Source organism: Maribacter arenosus (assembly GCF_014610845.1).
GTDB lineage: Bacteria > Bacteroidota > Bacteroidia > Flavobacteriales > Flavobacteriaceae > Maribacter_A > Maribacter_A arenosus.
The window spans coordinates 220,288-234,664 of record NZ_JABTCG010000001.1 but is presented as its reverse complement, the minus strand read 5'-3'; the positions used below and the strand labels follow the sequence as shown (position 1 = coordinate 234,664).

Annotated in this window: 16 protein-coding genes; 10 read left to right on the top strand and 6 right to left on the bottom strand. The window is 39.1% G+C overall.

Annotated elements, in window-relative coordinates; translation table 11 throughout:
- Positions 1-137 precede the first annotated feature (137 nt).
- Positions 138-935, bottom strand: a complete 798-nt coding sequence (locus HPE63_RS01080) for a TIGR00266 family protein (protein ID WP_188312381.1) — start codon at positions 933-935, stop codon at positions 138-140.
- Positions 936-1,049: 114 nt separating this feature from the next.
- Positions 1,050-1,505, bottom strand: coding sequence for a DUF4442 domain-containing protein (locus HPE63_RS01075; RefSeq protein WP_188312380.1), 456 nt, complete (start codon positions 1,503-1,505; stop codon positions 1,050-1,052).
- 133 nt (positions 1,506-1,638) lie between these two features.
- Here HPE63_RS01075 and HPE63_RS01070 point away from each other — a divergent pair, with 133 nt between their 5' ends.
- The 8 genes from HPE63_RS01070 (at position 1,639) to HPE63_RS01035 (ending at position 8,542) form a co-directional block, all read left to right on the top strand.
- The gene (locus tag HPE63_RS01070; protein ID WP_188312379.1) at positions 1,639-2,121 is read left to right on the top strand and encodes a DUF4870 domain-containing protein; all 483 of its coding nucleotides are present in this window, start codon (positions 1,639-1,641) and stop codon (positions 2,119-2,121) included.
- A complete protein-coding gene (locus tag HPE63_RS01065; protein ID WP_223198010.1) occupies positions 2,121-2,576 on the top strand; it encodes a nuclear transport factor 2 family protein in 456 nt (151 codons plus the stop codon). Before HPE63_RS01070 ends, HPE63_RS01065 begins: the two co-directional genes overlap by 1 nt.
- 185 nt (positions 2,577-2,761) lie before the next feature.
- Positions 2,762-3,097: a PadR family transcriptional regulator gene (locus HPE63_RS01060; protein WP_188312378.1), complete on the top strand. Its 336-nt coding sequence runs from the start codon at positions 2,762-2,764 to the stop codon at positions 3,095-3,097.
- A 2-nt stretch (positions 3,098-3,099) separates the two neighbouring features.
- Positions 3,100-4,923, top strand: a complete 1,824-nt coding sequence (locus tag HPE63_RS01055) for a PspC domain-containing protein (RefSeq protein ID WP_188312377.1) — start codon at positions 3,100-3,102, stop codon at positions 4,921-4,923.
- Positions 4,924-5,058: 135 nt separating this feature from the next.
- Entirely contained in the window at positions 5,059-5,790 is a 732-nt protein-coding gene (locus HPE63_RS01050) for a head GIN domain-containing protein (RefSeq protein WP_188312376.1), read from the top strand.
- Positions 5,791-5,894: 104 nt separating this feature from the next.
- Entirely contained in the window at positions 5,895-6,905 is a 1,011-nt protein-coding gene (locus tag HPE63_RS01045; RefSeq protein WP_188312375.1) for a dipeptide epimerase, read from the top strand.
- A complete protein-coding gene (locus HPE63_RS01040; RefSeq protein ID WP_188312374.1) occupies positions 6,905-7,957 on the top strand; it encodes an aminotransferase class I/II-fold pyridoxal phosphate-dependent enzyme in 1,053 nt (350 codons plus the stop codon). Before HPE63_RS01045 ends, HPE63_RS01040 begins: the two co-directional genes overlap by 1 nt.
- Before the next feature lie 195 nt (positions 7,958-8,152).
- Complete coding sequence (locus HPE63_RS01035; protein WP_223198009.1) at positions 8,153-8,542, top strand: hypothetical protein; 390 nt, start codon at positions 8,153-8,155, stop codon at positions 8,540-8,542.
- A 69-nt stretch (positions 8,543-8,611) separates the two neighbouring features.
- On the opposite strand, the gene trxB is transcribed toward HPE63_RS01035, so the two are convergent.
- Positions 8,612-9,577, bottom strand: coding sequence for a thioredoxin-disulfide reductase (trxB, locus tag HPE63_RS01030; protein ID WP_188312372.1), 966 nt, complete (start codon positions 9,575-9,577; stop codon positions 8,612-8,614).
- 193 nt (positions 9,578-9,770) lie between these two features.
- On the opposite strand from trxB, the gene cls reads away from it, so the two are divergent.
- Positions 9,771-11,210 carry a cardiolipin synthase gene (gene cls, locus HPE63_RS01025; RefSeq protein WP_223198008.1) on the top strand — a complete coding sequence of 480 codons (1,440 nt, stop codon included), beginning with the start codon at positions 9,771-9,773 and terminating at the stop codon, positions 11,208-11,210.
- On the opposite strand, the gene HPE63_RS01020 is transcribed toward cls, so the two are convergent.
- The 3 genes from HPE63_RS01020 to HPE63_RS01010 are packed head-to-tail and all read right to left on the bottom strand — an operon-like array spanning position 11,205 to position 13,321.
- Positions 11,205-12,212: a 2-hydroxyacid dehydrogenase gene (locus HPE63_RS01020; RefSeq protein WP_188312371.1), complete on the bottom strand. Its 1,008-nt coding sequence runs from the start codon at positions 12,210-12,212 to the stop codon at positions 11,205-11,207. The genes cls and HPE63_RS01020 overlap by 6 nt on opposite strands.
- The gene (locus tag HPE63_RS01015; protein ID WP_188312370.1) at positions 12,193-12,855 is read right to left on the bottom strand and encodes a hypothetical protein; all 663 of its coding nucleotides are present in this window, start codon (positions 12,853-12,855) and stop codon (positions 12,193-12,195) included. The genes HPE63_RS01020 and HPE63_RS01015 overlap by 20 nt, the downstream gene beginning before the upstream one ends.
- Positions 12,856-12,877: 22 nt before the next feature.
- Positions 12,878-13,321: a hypothetical protein gene (locus HPE63_RS01010; RefSeq protein WP_188312369.1), complete on the bottom strand. Its 444-nt coding sequence runs from the start codon at positions 13,319-13,321 to the stop codon at positions 12,878-12,880.
- 344 nt (positions 13,322-13,665) lie between these two features.
- Here HPE63_RS01010 and HPE63_RS01005 point away from each other — a divergent pair, with 344 nt between their 5' ends.
- The gene (locus tag HPE63_RS01005; protein WP_188312368.1) at positions 13,666-14,370 is read left to right on the top strand and encodes a LytR/AlgR family response regulator transcription factor; all 705 of its coding nucleotides are present in this window, start codon (positions 13,666-13,668) and stop codon (positions 14,368-14,370) included.
- Positions 14,371-14,377: the final 7 nt, after the last annotated feature.

Genomic DNA, 14,377 nt, shown 5'->3' with positions numbered 1-14,377 from the left:
CTATTGGGAAGCATGCAAGGTATTAATTCATTTCGTTAATAATAACGGATTGTTTTGACCTTATAGACAGCCTCTTTCGTTGTGTACACTATTAATATAAACCTAGAACACGGATAAAAACGAGATTTAGAATTGGGCTAAAACCGATTGTCACCCCCTACAATATCACCCAAAGTTCCTAAAATACTGCCTTCGCCCTTATCCTTGCCCCCTCTGGGTATCGATGCCAACACCCTGCCAGCGAGCCTACTGAAAGGCAAAGACTGTATGTAAACCGTTCCCGGGCCTCGAAGGGTTGCGAAAAATAATCCTTCTCCACCAAAGACCGTATTTTTAATACCCCCCACAAACTCAATATCATAATCCACATCTTTGGTAAAGCCTACAATACATCCGGTATCGACCTTAAGGACTTCACCAGGGGCCAAGACTTTTTCTGCCAAGGTTCCACCGGCGTGTACGAAGGCCAAGCCGTCACCTTCGAGCTTTTGCATGATAAAGCCCTCTCCTCCGAACAATCCCCTACCTAATTTCTTTGAGAATTCAATGCCTACGGAAACCCCTTTGGCCGCACAGAGGAAAGCATCTTTCTGGCATATGAATTTCCCATCTTTTTCAGAAAGATCAATGGGTAAAATTTTCCCGGGATAAGGCGAGGCAAAACTTACCTGCTTCTTGCCTTGGCCCATATTCATAAAAGCGGTCATAAAAAGGCCTTCCCCAGTCAATATACGTTTCCCGGCGGAGAATATCTTGCCCAATACGCTATTGTCTTTATTGGATCCATCCCCAAAAATGGTATCCATCTTTATGTCGGAATCCATCATCATAAAACTGCCGGCTTCGGCTACAACAGCCTCTTGTGGATCGAGTTCAATTTCAACATACTGCATTTCTTCCCCGTAAATTTGATAATCTATTTCGTGTGCATTCATTTCTTAACTAGTTTATGGTTTTTGATTATTAGTTGAAAATTCGAAGTAATTGTTACATTATTAATTGTTTCACCTATGATAGTCCCATCTCGATAAGAGCTTCTCCCGTTAGTCTTATCCCTTCAACTTAATCGTCCATTCAAATCTAAAGGTCGAAACCACTACCCCATCTTCATTAACCCCAACCGATTTCATCCAGATCGTTTGCCCTTCACCAGTTTCGATGGTTTGGTCAATAGCATTTTTTATTAAATGACCATCTTCACAGGTGAAGGTAATCTTGCCTGTTGCTTTTTTTGAAAAATTGGCGGTATTGTTCAAAACCAGCATAGAGATGTTCTTACCACTAGCTTTGATTTGATCGATGACCATGGTTCCGGTACTAAACTCCGCAGCCATACCCTGAACAGCCCAAAACATGGACTTAAAAGGATTCTGATTGAACCATTTATGGCGAACTGTAACGATGGCTTTATGGTTATCTATATACTTTAATCGTACCCCACACCACCATGCCGATGGTAATTTGAAAAAAGTGAACGTATTGAATTTTCGTACGGAAGTGCCCATAAACCTTATAAATTTCCCTAAAAGTAGGTAAAATAGTTGATGTATTAAATGTTAAATATATGTTAATAATTAGTACTATGTGTTGCATAGTACCTTCTTTTAGATATATATTTGTATAAGAAATTAATAGGCCATGACAGACACCTTATCAAAACACGAGCGAAATTTATCGGCAATCATTCATGCTTCGACCTTTAGTAAGTTCTTTATTCCGTTTGGTAATTTCATAATTCCATTGGTTTTATGGACGGCTAATAAAAAAGAATATGAGTTTGTCGATTATAATGGAAAGCAAGCGTTGAACTTTCAAATTAGCATACTCCTATATTCCATCATCTTGGGAATTGTAAGCATTCCTTTCTTTCTTGGGTTTATCCCGGAAATTTTTGAACACGGCCATTTTGGATTAAGTGGTCTGAATCGATATAACAATTTTAATATCGATTTTGATTTTGATGATTTTCCTTTCGGATTTTGGATTTTTCCAATAGGTATTGCCGGACTATTACAAGGCGGACTTTTTATCGTAAATGTGGTGTATACCATTTTAGCCACCATACGAACCAATGAGAGACAGACTTTTAGCTATCCTTTCACTATTAAATTCATCAAATAATGAAAATATTCAGGAACATATTACTTTTTGTGGGTTTGGTCGTAACGATGAATCCGTCAATGGCGCAGGTATCCAAAGATTCTGAACTATACAAAACTTTGAAAGCGATGGACTCCACCTATTTCACGGCCTACAATACTTGCGATATGAATACACAAGCTGATATTTTGGCCGAAGACATTGAATTCTATCATGATCAAGGAGGGTTGGCCACATCCAAGCAAGAAATTCTGGAGAGTATAGAAAAAAACATTTGTAACAAAGTAACCCGTGTTTTGGTAGAAGGCAGCTTTGAAGTGCATGAGATAAAAGGATATGGTGCCGTGGCGTTAGGGCTTCATAAATTCAACAATAATCATGAACCCGACGCCATACCAAAACCTAGCAAATTTATTGGGGTATGGACCCATCAGGATAACAAATGGCAAATGAGTAGGATCATTAGTCTACATTAAAATATAAAGAAGAAGATGTACCAAAAAAAGTAAGTAGGAGTTTAATCATCAATCAAAACCTGTCCTGAACCTGTTTCAGTACATCCTAATCAAATGTCGCGAATTGAATAGGGTCTAGGACAGGAAAATTGCCGAAATGAACATCGGCACTATGCGAACAGTTAAATTAATAGAATCATGAAATTATGAATGTAGAAAACACAAAAGCACAAATGCGCAAGGGGGTTTTGGAATACTGCATACTATCCATTCTTAACGGAAAGGACAAATATGCTTCCGAAATTCTAAGCACCCTGAAAGACGCTAAGATGCTGGTCGTTGAGGGTACTATTTATCCTCTTCTGACAAGGTTAAAGAATGCTGGCTTACTCAATTATCGTTGGGAAGAGTCAACTTCCGGACCTCCAAGAAAATACTATACCTTGACCGAAACGGGAAAATTGTTCCTTAAGGAACTCGACACTACCTGGGACGAATTAAGAATGGCCACAAATGTGGTAACCAACAAAAAAAACAAATAATAATGAACAAGACAGTAAACATAAATCTCGCAAATAGGCTTTTTCATATGGATGAAGAAGCGTACAACAAAATGCGCCGATATTTGGAAGCTATTAAACGTTCATTCGCCAATACCCCGGGCAGTGATGAAATACAAGCCGATATCGAAGCCAGGATTGCCGAACTTTTCTATGAAAAATTGGAAAATGAACGCCAGGTCATTACACTTAAAGAAGTGGATGCGATTATTGCGGTTATGGGACAGCCAGAGGATTATATGATCGATGAGGAGATTTTTGAGGACGAGCCGATAAGCAAATCCAAAGCCTCAAGTACTACCTCAGGTAGAGTTAAAAAACTATATCGTGATATGGAGCATAAATACATCGGTGGGGTCTGTGCCGGATTAGAACACTATCTAGGCCTAGATGCCCTATGGATTCGCCTCATATTCATTCTTTTAGCAGTAACCACCGGATTCGGTTTCATCGCTTACATCTTACTTTGGATCCTGGTACCCGAAGCAGTTACAACCTCCCAAAAATTGGATATGACGGGAAAGCCCGTGAATATCAGCAACATAGAACGTAAAGTGAAAGAAGGGTTTGATGACGTTGCTGATAGGGTTAAAAGTGTGGACTATGAAAAAGTGGGAAACAAGGTCAAAAGCAGTAGCAAAACTTTTTTTGACACCATTGGCGACATCATTATGTTCCTCTTTAAAGTTATAGGGAAATTCATAGGTATTTTATTGATCTTAATAGGTGCAGGCACTTTGATAGGCTTATTTGTAGGTCTTTTCACAGTTGGTATCTTGGATGTGATCCATATACCTGGGATAGATTTTTACAATATGGTAAACTCAACGAGTGCCCCTGTATGGATTGTTTCCTTATTGGCCTTCTTTGTGGTAGGTATCCCGTTCTTTTTCGTTCTCTACCTAGGCCTTAAAATTTTAGTGAACAACCTAAAATCTATTGGTAATATCGCTAAGTTCTCCTTATTGGGTCTTTGGTTGATCTCATTGGTTACCTTAGTGGTCTTAGGACTTCGCCAAGCTGCCGCACACGCATATTCCGATAGTATTACCGTAGAGCAGTCCATAAATTTCGAAGTGCCTAATGACACCCTCCAGATCGGTATGCATTCATCGGAATATTTCGAGAAAAGAAGAAATATGGCTATTGATGGGGTTATGGTCACTTCGACCGATGATGGAGAGGAAATCTTGGTGTCCGATGATGTTCGTCTTTCCCTGAAAAAATCGAAAGACAGTATTGTTCGTATCAAAATACGTAAGGATGCCAATGGTAGCTCGTTCAATGAAGCCAAGGAAATAGCCAAAAATATTGAATATGCTTATGCGGTGGAAGGAAATTCAATCGTCTTTGATGATTTCCTCACCACATCAATGCGAAATAAGTTCAGGGATCAAGAAGTCTGGATTACACTATATGTTCCGGAAGGGAAAACTATACTGTTTGCCAATGAAACCAATCACTGTCTTCCAATTAGCTTCAGTAACGACCAGGATATGGGCCGGTGTGATGTTCCTGATCATATATGGACGATGGGAGCTGATGGCGAACTAAAATGTCAAGATTGCCCTGAGATTATTGAAGAAGAAGGCAAGGACCGTATAATCATCAATGAGAAGGGCATCGATATCGACATTAAGGATAATGGGGATTCGTTCAAAATGAAAATCAATGAAGATGGGGTTAAGATAAAGGCCGATGATCGTAACGACGGGGAGGTCTTGAACATCGATTTGAACGACCAAGGTGAAGGCCTTAAAATGAATATCGACGAGGATGGGGTGGTCATCAAGAACAAAGACAGTTAGGCCGTATTACAGTTCGGTAACAAGATTTGACAACTGGGTCGATTATTATAGATTAACCTTAAAATAAATACGAAGTTTATTCATCAATTAACAACAATCATATTGCCCTTTATGGGTAAACCTAAAAAAACAATCATGACAACACTAGTAAGAATTACAATCGCATTGATTTTGTCCCTATTCCTAACTTCCTGTGGATTTGACATCAACTTCGGAGACTTCGGAAGTGGCAAAAAAGGGAATGGAAATGTTACTTCTGAAACCAGGGAGATAACAGGGGAGTTTACAGTCGTTTCGGCATCGGAAGGTCTGGATGTCTATGTAACAGAAGGCAAGGATTTCGAAATAACCGTTGAGGCGGATGAGAACATCATAGACCTAATTGCTACCGATATCAAAAATGATAGATTACGCATACATGCCGAGGAGAATATAGGTAGGGCTACAAAGAAAATATTCGTAACCTTACCCGAAATCACTGGTTTAAAGAGTTCCAGTGGAGCCCATTTAAGCACTGAAAACAGGGTTACGTCCGATAAATTGGAAATAGACGCCAGCAGTGGCGCCAACATCAATATAGAAATGGATGTAAATGAAGTTGATATAGACGCCAGTAGTGGTGCTAATCTGAGTCTTTCTGGTGATGCCCAAACCGTATATGTCGATGCCAGCTCGGGTGCGAATATCAATGCCAAAAAATTGATGTCAAAAGTTTGTCGTGCCGACGCCAGCAGCGGAGGCAATGTATCCGTGAATGTTTCCGATGACTTAACGGCCGATGCCAGTAGTGGCGGCAATATTTCATATTCCGGTGAAGCCAAGGTCACGAAAAAGAAATCGGTATCGGGAAGTGTACATAAAAACTAAATAGTTATCCCAAAAATAAAACAAAGTAAAAACCACCGAAATTTCGGTGGTTTTTACATTTTAATAATCCGGGGTTTAGCTATATTCGTACAAACAATCAGAGCATGCAGTTACGCTTAAAAAAATATACCTTAGCCTTGAAACATACCTTTAGTATATCCAGGGAATCGCATGATTTTCAGGATACCTTAATTGTAAGTCTCTCCTTGAACGGACAAACGGGTTACGGGGAGGCCACTTCAAATCCCTACTACGGAATCACTGTAGAAAGTATGATCAATGAGATTAAAGCCATTACCACAGAAATTGAAACCTTTGATTTTACCATCCCCGAAACATTCCATCGATTCCTTGTCCAAAAAGGACTAACTAATTTTACTATCTGTGCGCTAGATTTGGCATCACACGACCTATATGGTAAATTGTTGGGCAAACCACTTTATGAAATTTGGGGAACAACGTTAGACCACTACCCTACCACCAACTATACCATTGGGTTGGCCGATACCCCTACAATGGTGGCCAAAATGGAAGAAAGACCATGGCCCATTTACAAGATTAAATTAGGGACCGAAAATGACCTGCCCATTATTAGGGAATTACGTAAACATACCCAAGCCATTTTTAGAATAGATGCCAATTGTGCATGGTCGGCCAAGGAAACTATTGCCAATGCACCAGAACTCAAGGATCTGGGTGTTGAGTTTTTGGAACAACCCCTAAAAGCAGATGATTGGGAGGGTATGGAAAAGGTTGCCCATGATTGTATTTTACCCGTCATTGCCGATGAAAGTTGTATCGTCGAATCCGATGTTGAAAAATGTGCACTATACTTTAACGGTATCAATATAAAACTTACCAAATGTGGGGGTTTGACTCCCGCATTGCGAATGATCAAGGAGGCGAAATCATTAGGGCTCCAGGTCATGGTGGGGTGTATGACGGAGTCCACAGTCGGAATTTCTGCAATTGCCCAGTTGGCTCCCCAATTGGATTATGTTGATATGGATGGTGCCATGCTCCTAAAGGAGGATATTGCAGAAGGCATTCATATTCATGAAGATGGCACTCTGGAATACCCGGCATTGGGAGGAAGTGGTATAACCCTAAAATAATGGCATATTATATCGATGGTTTTCCGGGACGTGAGATTAAAATAAAAGACAAGAAATATCTTTATTTCGGTGGGACCGCTTATCTAGGATTGCAAAACGATGTTGAATTCCAGAATCTATTTATTTCCAACATTAGGAAATATGGCACGAACTACGGGGCCTCAAGAAAATCGAATGTACGGATTTCCATTTATGAAAAGGCCGAATCCTTATTAGCTGAAATAGTGGGAAGCGACACTGCACTTACCTTATCCTCAGGGTATTTGGCCGGGCAGTTCATTGCCCAGAATTTTAATAAACCGGAATACAAATTGTTTTATGCACCTAACACCCATGCTGCATTATATAACAATTATAACAAACCTTTTTCAACGTTTTCCGAATTAAACCAAGCTATCAAAGAACATCTAAGACAGGATGATAAAGTTTTGCCTGTTGTATTCATGGATTCCATAGATTTCAAAGAATGCAATTATCCTGAATTCAAGGGACTTAAAAATCTACCTTTAGATCAACTTATTTTGGTTGTCGATGATTCACATGGGATTGGTATTATTGGGACTAAAGGGGAGGGAGTCTATAAAACATTGCAAAAATTCAATGCAAAAGAATTAATTGTTTGCTGTTCATTAGGTAAGTCATACGGTATTCAGGCCGGGGCTGTTTTGGGTTCAAGTAAACGCATAGGACAGCTTGGTGAGACCTCATTTTTTGGAGGTGCGAGTCCTGCAGCACCTTCCGGTATGGCTACATTCATCGAAGCCCAACATATTTATAGTTCAAAAAGAATAAAACTAGGAAACAAGATGGATTACTTTGAAAAATCGGTAACGCACATCGATTTTTTCAACCGTATCAAAGAACATCCGACTTATTCATTTATGTCCCCCCAACTAGTCAATTATCTTGACAAAAATGGTTTCATACTTACCAACTTCAATTACCCTGATGAAAGTTCTGAAATGATGAGTCGTATCGTTCTAAGTAGCCATCATACCGAAAAAGATATCGATACCTTATGCGATTGCTTGAATTCATTCATTCAAAAGTAGGCTTGTTTTGCCCTATTTAATAAATACATAAAACATTATTGATATTTAATATTATGTTTTTAACACATTTATTTGTAACTTTTATTGATTATTTAATTCCTAAAATATACCACTATGAAAAAATTACTTGGCTTGGTTTTCTTAATGTTGATTTTAATCTCAGCGATTGGAATTACCTCTTCAAAACCAGATACAATGCACACTATAGAAGGCACCTGGGAGCTTCAAAGCTTTTATAACTTCGATGGGCAGAATATTGTTGACACCCTACCTACCGATGTGGGTTACAGACAGGTTAAGATGTATTACAACGGTAAGGTTATGTGGTCCCGCACGACAGCAGAGGACACTAAGGATGCAGATGGTAATGATGTAGTAGGGAAGTTTGGTTACGGAACCTATAAGTTAACAGATACCGAATTAATAGAAATAATAGAATATGGCGATGAGGGTATGTTGACAGGAGAAGATTCTGTGCGCACCTTTGTATTTGAACTATGGTTAGAAGATGATAGGTATAGTCAGATTAATACAGATGGAGAAGGAAATAGAATTTTTTCTGAAAACTACATCAGAATCGATTAATACTTTCCGCACATAAAAAAACCGTCCTAATGATATTTAGGACGGTTTTTTTATACAATTTCTTTGTTACTAAACTACTTCCTTGGGAGATTCAACCGTAGCTAAATACCTTTCGGCATCCAAAGCGGCCATACATCCTGTGCCTGCAGCGGTAACTGCCTGCCTATACTCTTTATCCTGTGCATCACCAGAGGCAAAAACCCCAGGCAAATTGGTCTTGGTAGACTTTCCTTTGGTTATAATGTAACCGGTTTCATCCATGTCAATTTGTCCCTTGAAAATTTCAGTATTCGGTTTATGGCCAATGGCAATAAAAAGTCCGGTTATGGCAATTTCTTCTTTTTCATTAGTTTGGTTGTTCACCATCCTAAGACCTTCAACCACTTGGTCTCCCAGAACTTCATCGACCTCTGTGTTATATCGGACTTCTAAATTTGGCAGACTGTTCACCCGATGTTGCATCGCTTTTGAAGCTCTCATATAATCTTTTCGGATCAACATGGTCACCTTATTACAAATATTCGCCAAATAGGAAGCCTCTTCAGCAGCGGTATCACCACCACCTACGATTGCCACATCTTGACCTTTATAGAAAAAACCATCACAAACCGCACATGCAGATACACCCCCACCTCTCAAACGTTGTTCACTGGGGATATTTAAATATTTGGCCGTTGCCCCTGTTGAAATTATAATAGTTTGGGCCTCGATAGTCTTACCGCTATCCACAGTTACCTTATGGATCCCTCCTACTTCCTTACTCAATTCAACCGCGGTGACCATTCCTATACGAACATCGGTGCCAAAACGTTCGGCTTGTTGTTGCAATTGTATCATCATGGTAGGGCCATCGATACCTTCAGGATATCCGGGAAAATTATCAACTTCTGTTGTCGTCGTCAATTGTCCACCAGGTTCCATACCTGTATAAAGTACGGGTTTAAGGTCGGCGCGGGCAGCATAAATGGCGGCCGTATACCCCGCTGGGCCCGATCCAATAATAAGCGTTTTTACTTGTTCTACTTTCTCAGACATATTCAAATTCTTCTAATAGGATTAATACAACAAAAGTAGGGTTTTTGTAAAAAACCTTACAGCTAAAGTTATCAAAAGTTATTGCGCACAAACCTATAGCACAAGCCTACAGAAATAAGCCAGTTTTAGAGTCCTTATGATATGTATAATGATTGAAATATCCATGTTTTATGTATTTTTAGGATGAAATTCCATGAATCCCGATATGTATTGGATAATTGCCTTGATAATATACCTTCTTATTGCCATAGGAATGGTAATCAGTTTATTGGTCAATGGCATTAAACCTGCAAAAACACTGGCGTGGCTTTTAACAATTTTCACCATACCAATAGGTGGCATCCTCCTTTATTGGATGATTGGAAGGAATCGAAGAAAGTATTCTTGGAAAGATTTACGGGAAGATGCGGCAATTGCCAACTACTTAAAGAAAATTAAGCAGAATGATGGCGTCGAGAAATATTTAAGTTTAGAATCCAATGGGTTGATCAAAATGGCCCATCTTATTGAAAAGAGTAGTGGTTTTGAACCTACCGATAACAATGAGGTAACCATCCTAAAAGATGGCAAGGCTACTTTTGATGCCATTTTCGAATCCCTTGAAGCAGCGGACAAATACATCTATCTTCTCTACTACATTTTTGAAGAAGGCCAACTGGCCGATCGCCTATTTGCCTTGTTCGAAAAAAAAGTAAAAAATGGCGTCAAAGTCAAGATCATTTACGATGGAGTGGGCAGTTATTCCTTAAGTAAAAATTATATCTCGAAATTAAAGTCGGTCGGCGTAGAAGTCTATCCGTTCCTGCCCTTTAAGTTCGGGCGGTTTTTAGCTTCAATCAACTATAGGAACCATCGAAAGATTATCATTGTAGACGGTAAGGTGGCCTTTACAGGGGGCATAAATATCTCGGATAAATATTTGAAAGGTGACTTGGTCCTAGGAAAATGGTACGACATGCATTTACAGTTGAGAGGAGCAGCAGTTTTGGACCTACAAGCTGTTTTTTCAATCGATTGGTTTTTGGTCTCGGGAGATGATTCCGAATTAAAACATGAACTGCCTAAATTGAAAAAAAGGGTTGGTGACCAGATTGTACAAATCGTTTATGGGGGACCAGACGATTACTTTTCTCCGATCGGACAAACCTATTTTGCCTTGATCAATAATGCAGAAAAGTATATTTATATCACAAATCCCTATATAATTCCCGGGACCGCTATTCTTAGGGCTTTGGAAGTAGCCGCCAATAGTGGCGTGGATGTTCGACTTTTGGTTTCCGCCAAGGCGGATAGTGTTTTGGTAAAATGGAGCGTACGATCTTATTTTGAATCTTTTTTACTAGCAGGCGTCAAAATCTACCAATATCCCGAAGGATTTTTACATAGCAAGGTCATTGTTTCCGATGACAGTATTGTTTCTATAGGAACGGCCAATATGGACATTAGAAGCTTTGAACAGAATTATGAAGTAAATGCTATCGTGTATGATTCCAAAACAGCACAACTATTGAAAAAGGAATTCTTAACCACAATAGAACAAAGTATTCCCGTGGATTACGAAACATTTAAAAACAGACCTTATTTAGACAAGCTTAAGGAAGGTTTTGCCAAAATCTTCAGTCCGTTATTATAATACTAAGGTTTCATATCCCAATTCATTTTTACAGGGCCTGCCTTGCTCCCAACAATCCAAATTATCAAACGTTATTTGGGCAATATTATTAAGCGCTTCTTTTGTGACATACGCCTGATGCGGGGTAATTAATACATTGGGGAATGAAAGAAGGGCCTTTAGGTTGTCATCCTGAATTCCAGTGGGTGAATTATCCTTAAAAAACAATCCCTTTTCCTTTTCATAGACGTCAGCCGCATAGTAGGCAATCTTTTTCTTCTTTAAAGCTTGGATCAGTGCCTTTGTATCTATTATGGCGCCCCTTGCTGTATTCACGAGGAATACGTTCGGTTTCATCTGCTCAAACGCCGCCGCATTTATCATATAATGTGTTTCTGGCGTCAAGGGAAGGTGCAAGCTGATAATATCGGCTTGTCGATATACTTGTTCCAAACCTACATATTCAATACCATATCTGGACACCAAATCTTGATTGGGTTGTATGTCGTGAGCCAGGATATTGCACCCAAACCCATGCATTATCCTAACCATAACCGACCCTATGCGTCCTGTGCCAACTATAGCTATGGTCTTTCCGACCAAATCATTACCCAATAATTTTTTTTGTTCAAAATTAAAATGGTGTACCTGACGATCAGCAATGTGAGTTTTACGGTTTAGGGTCAATAATAGGGCAACAGCATGTTCGGCAATGGCATGGGGCGAATAATCAGGTGCATTGGCTACCTTGAGTCCAAATCGTTTAGCAGCCTTAATCTGTATGTTGTTATACCCCGCTGAGCGTAATGAGATATACTTCACTCCCAAATCCCTTAATTTTTCGATTACGTTCAAACAAGCATCATCCCCGGACGATATGCTTATGGCCTTAAAGCCCATCGCTTTTATCGCAGTGTTCGAATCTAGTTCATCTGGAATATACTCGACCTTATGTCGTGAATTGTTCGCTTTTTTGAGAAACGGAATCTCAAAATCCCTCGCACTAAAGACCAGTAACTTCATTTGTAATTTCTTTTCTGAAAATAAGATCTTGATCTTCCATGGCCATAATGACCAACTCTATATAGTCATCGATCGTTTTTTCAATATCCACTGGGTCTGTGATGTCGATTGACCCCCGCCAAATCAAATTCCGTTCCTTCCCGGGACAGATGCAGTATAACGAAGTTTCAGCATGATAAATAGTAAAGACTTCATGGTCTCCCGACTCAAAATAAATGTTCTGATTGCTCATGTAGTCATCGTCAAAACCTTGATTGTATCGGTCAAGGTTGTTCAATAACCTTCTATGGCTTTCAACGTTCTCTATCCCGATTATCTTAGTGAATAAGATAGCGTCGAAATCCTTGTCCAACAACTGCTGCTCAACATCGGCCAACTCCTGTTCTGAACGTTCTGAAGAGGTAAATTCGACATCAAAGACATCAATGCTGCGCACAGCCTCTACATCCCGTAATTCAAATTGGTCTCGCAATTTGGTTTCATATTTCGCTCGGGCCTCTTCATTATGGGTCATTCCTACAATTAATACTTTGCTGGCATCGAATAGCACAATATCAGGATTCTTCCAATTTTCTACCAATTCTGCTGATGAACAACCCAGTATTAGTAACGCTGTAATTGCTGTTAAACCAATCTTCTTCATGATTCTAATTTTAGGTAAGGCTTCAGTTAAGAAGTCTTTTTTGTTTATCTTTTTTCATGACCTTTGAAATCATTTGGAATAGACTACCCTTTAATTTTCGATAATCGGCCAAATAAGTATCAATGGCAAAGATCATATCCCTATGGGTTTCCGTATATGCTTTTTCCATTTTGGGCTGATCAACATCATCGATCATAATCGATAATTGGTTTTCATGTACCTGGACCTTCTTCAAAAGTTGATCGGCCTCAGATTCCGAATTCGAGATAGCAGTGATTAACTTCCTACTTTCGTCAAGCAAGCCCAAACCTGTAATTTGCAGCGTATACGACCTTACTAAATCGTTAAGAAACAATTGCTCGTCCCTAACGAATTTCAATTCTGAAATCCACTCCAATGAAGTTTGGTGCATTTCTTCTGGACTTTTCCACTCTAAATACCTGTAAATCTGCTTTTTAGTTTTCATTTTCGAGAATATTGATTAAAATTAACGAAACTACTTTATGCTAGGTTTGGCCTTTTTTGAAGCCCCCTAACTCCTCTTCACAAGGTATCCTTTTTATCGATTTATATAAATGATTTAAATCAGTCGCAAAAACGACTTGTATGTTTTGTAGGGGAGTTTGTAGGAGTATATATTTATCAAGTACCTCGTGAATTGTACATATTTTAGGGAAGAATAAATTTAGTATCCTTATTTTTGTTCATGGCCAATAATAATCTTGGGGTTTGCCATGGCTCATTATTGACAATTACGATGTCATGGTTTTCTACAACTTTCTATGATACGAAACGATAAAGAATTCACGGATGAATACTAAAACCTTGAATACCGTTGTTGTCGAAGATTCTGAAACCCAACGGGCAGTAATCACAAAATTGGCCAAAAAGCACACCCATCTGAATGTTTTGGGCGATTATGCAAATGGTATCCTGGCTTTAAACGCTATCCGAAAAAACAAGGTCGATTTAATCCTCTTGGATATTGAAATGCCTGTGGTCAATGGTTTTGACTTACTTGATGCTTTGGAAGAACCTCCTCAAATCATACTAATTTCGGATAAAAGCGACTATGCATTAAAAGCTTTTGATTATAACAACATTACCGATTACCTGCAAAAACCGATTGATAAAGCCCGTTTTGCAATGGCCATAGAGCGTGCGATCAGGAAACAAAAACAATTAACTAAACATAAGGCCAATCAAGAATTTATTACGGTAACTACGGATCTTCAAAAGAAAAGGATATTTCTTCATTCTATTCTTTGGATCGAAGCTATGGGTGATTATATTAATATAGTTACTACAGAAGGTGATTTTATGGTACTATCGACCATGAAAGCATTCTTAGAGCAGATACCCTCTACAAAGTTCATTAGAATTCACAGATCTTTTATTGTGAATGTGACCAAAATAGACAATTGGAGTAGCACCAAAGTTGAAGTCTTCGGCACAAAGTTACCTATGAGTAGGTCTTATAAGGAAGAATTGGAAAATAGACTGATTCCCTTGTAATGGCAAT

What these genes read in the sequence shown, in the direction of transcription:
- HPE63_RS01080 (WP_188312381.1), bottom strand. Translation starts at nt 935, where the DNA reads ATGAATGCACACGAAATAGATTATCAAATTTACGGGGAAGAAATGCAG.
- HPE63_RS01075 (WP_188312380.1), bottom strand. Translation starts at nt 1,505, where the DNA reads ATGGGCACTTCCGTACGAAAATTCAATACGTTCACTTTTTTCAAATTA.
- HPE63_RS01070 (WP_188312379.1), top strand. Translation starts at nt 1,639, where the DNA reads ATGACAGACACCTTATCAAAACACGAGCGAAATTTATCGGCAATCATT.
- HPE63_RS01065 (WP_223198010.1), top strand. Translation starts at nt 2,121, where the DNA reads ATGAAAATATTCAGGAACATATTACTTTTTGTGGGTTTGGTCGTAACG.
- HPE63_RS01060 (WP_188312378.1), top strand. Translation starts at nt 2,762, where the DNA reads ATGAATGTAGAAAACACAAAAGCACAAATGCGCAAGGGGGTTTTGGAA.
- HPE63_RS01055 (WP_188312377.1), top strand. Translation starts at nt 3,100, where the DNA reads ATGAACAAGACAGTAAACATAAATCTCGCAAATAGGCTTTTTCATATG.
- HPE63_RS01050 (WP_188312376.1), top strand. Translation starts at nt 5,059, where the DNA reads ATGACAACACTAGTAAGAATTACAATCGCATTGATTTTGTCCCTATTC.
- HPE63_RS01045 (WP_188312375.1), top strand. Translation starts at nt 5,895, where the DNA reads ATGCAGTTACGCTTAAAAAAATATACCTTAGCCTTGAAACATACCTTT.
- HPE63_RS01040 (WP_188312374.1), top strand. Translation starts at nt 6,905, where the DNA reads ATGGCATATTATATCGATGGTTTTCCGGGACGTGAGATTAAAATAAAA.
- HPE63_RS01035 (WP_223198009.1), top strand. Translation starts at nt 8,153, where the DNA reads ATGCACACTATAGAAGGCACCTGGGAGCTTCAAAGCTTTTATAACTTC.
- trxB (WP_188312372.1), bottom strand. Translation starts at nt 9,577, where the DNA reads ATGTCTGAGAAAGTAGAACAAGTAAAAACGCTTATTATTGGATCGGGC.
- cls (WP_223198008.1), top strand. Translation starts at nt 9,771, where the DNA reads ATGAATCCCGATATGTATTGGATAATTGCCTTGATAATATACCTTCTT.
- HPE63_RS01020 (WP_188312371.1), bottom strand. Translation starts at nt 12,212, where the DNA reads ATGAAGTTACTGGTCTTTAGTGCGAGGGATTTTGAGATTCCGTTTCTC.
- HPE63_RS01015 (WP_188312370.1), bottom strand. Translation starts at nt 12,855, where the DNA reads ATGAAGAAGATTGGTTTAACAGCAATTACAGCGTTACTAATACTGGGT.
- HPE63_RS01010 (WP_188312369.1), bottom strand. Translation starts at nt 13,321, where the DNA reads ATGAAAACTAAAAAGCAGATTTACAGGTATTTAGAGTGGAAAAGTCCA.
- HPE63_RS01005 (WP_188312368.1), top strand. Translation starts at nt 13,666, where the DNA reads ATGAATACTAAAACCTTGAATACCGTTGTTGTCGAAGATTCTGAAACC.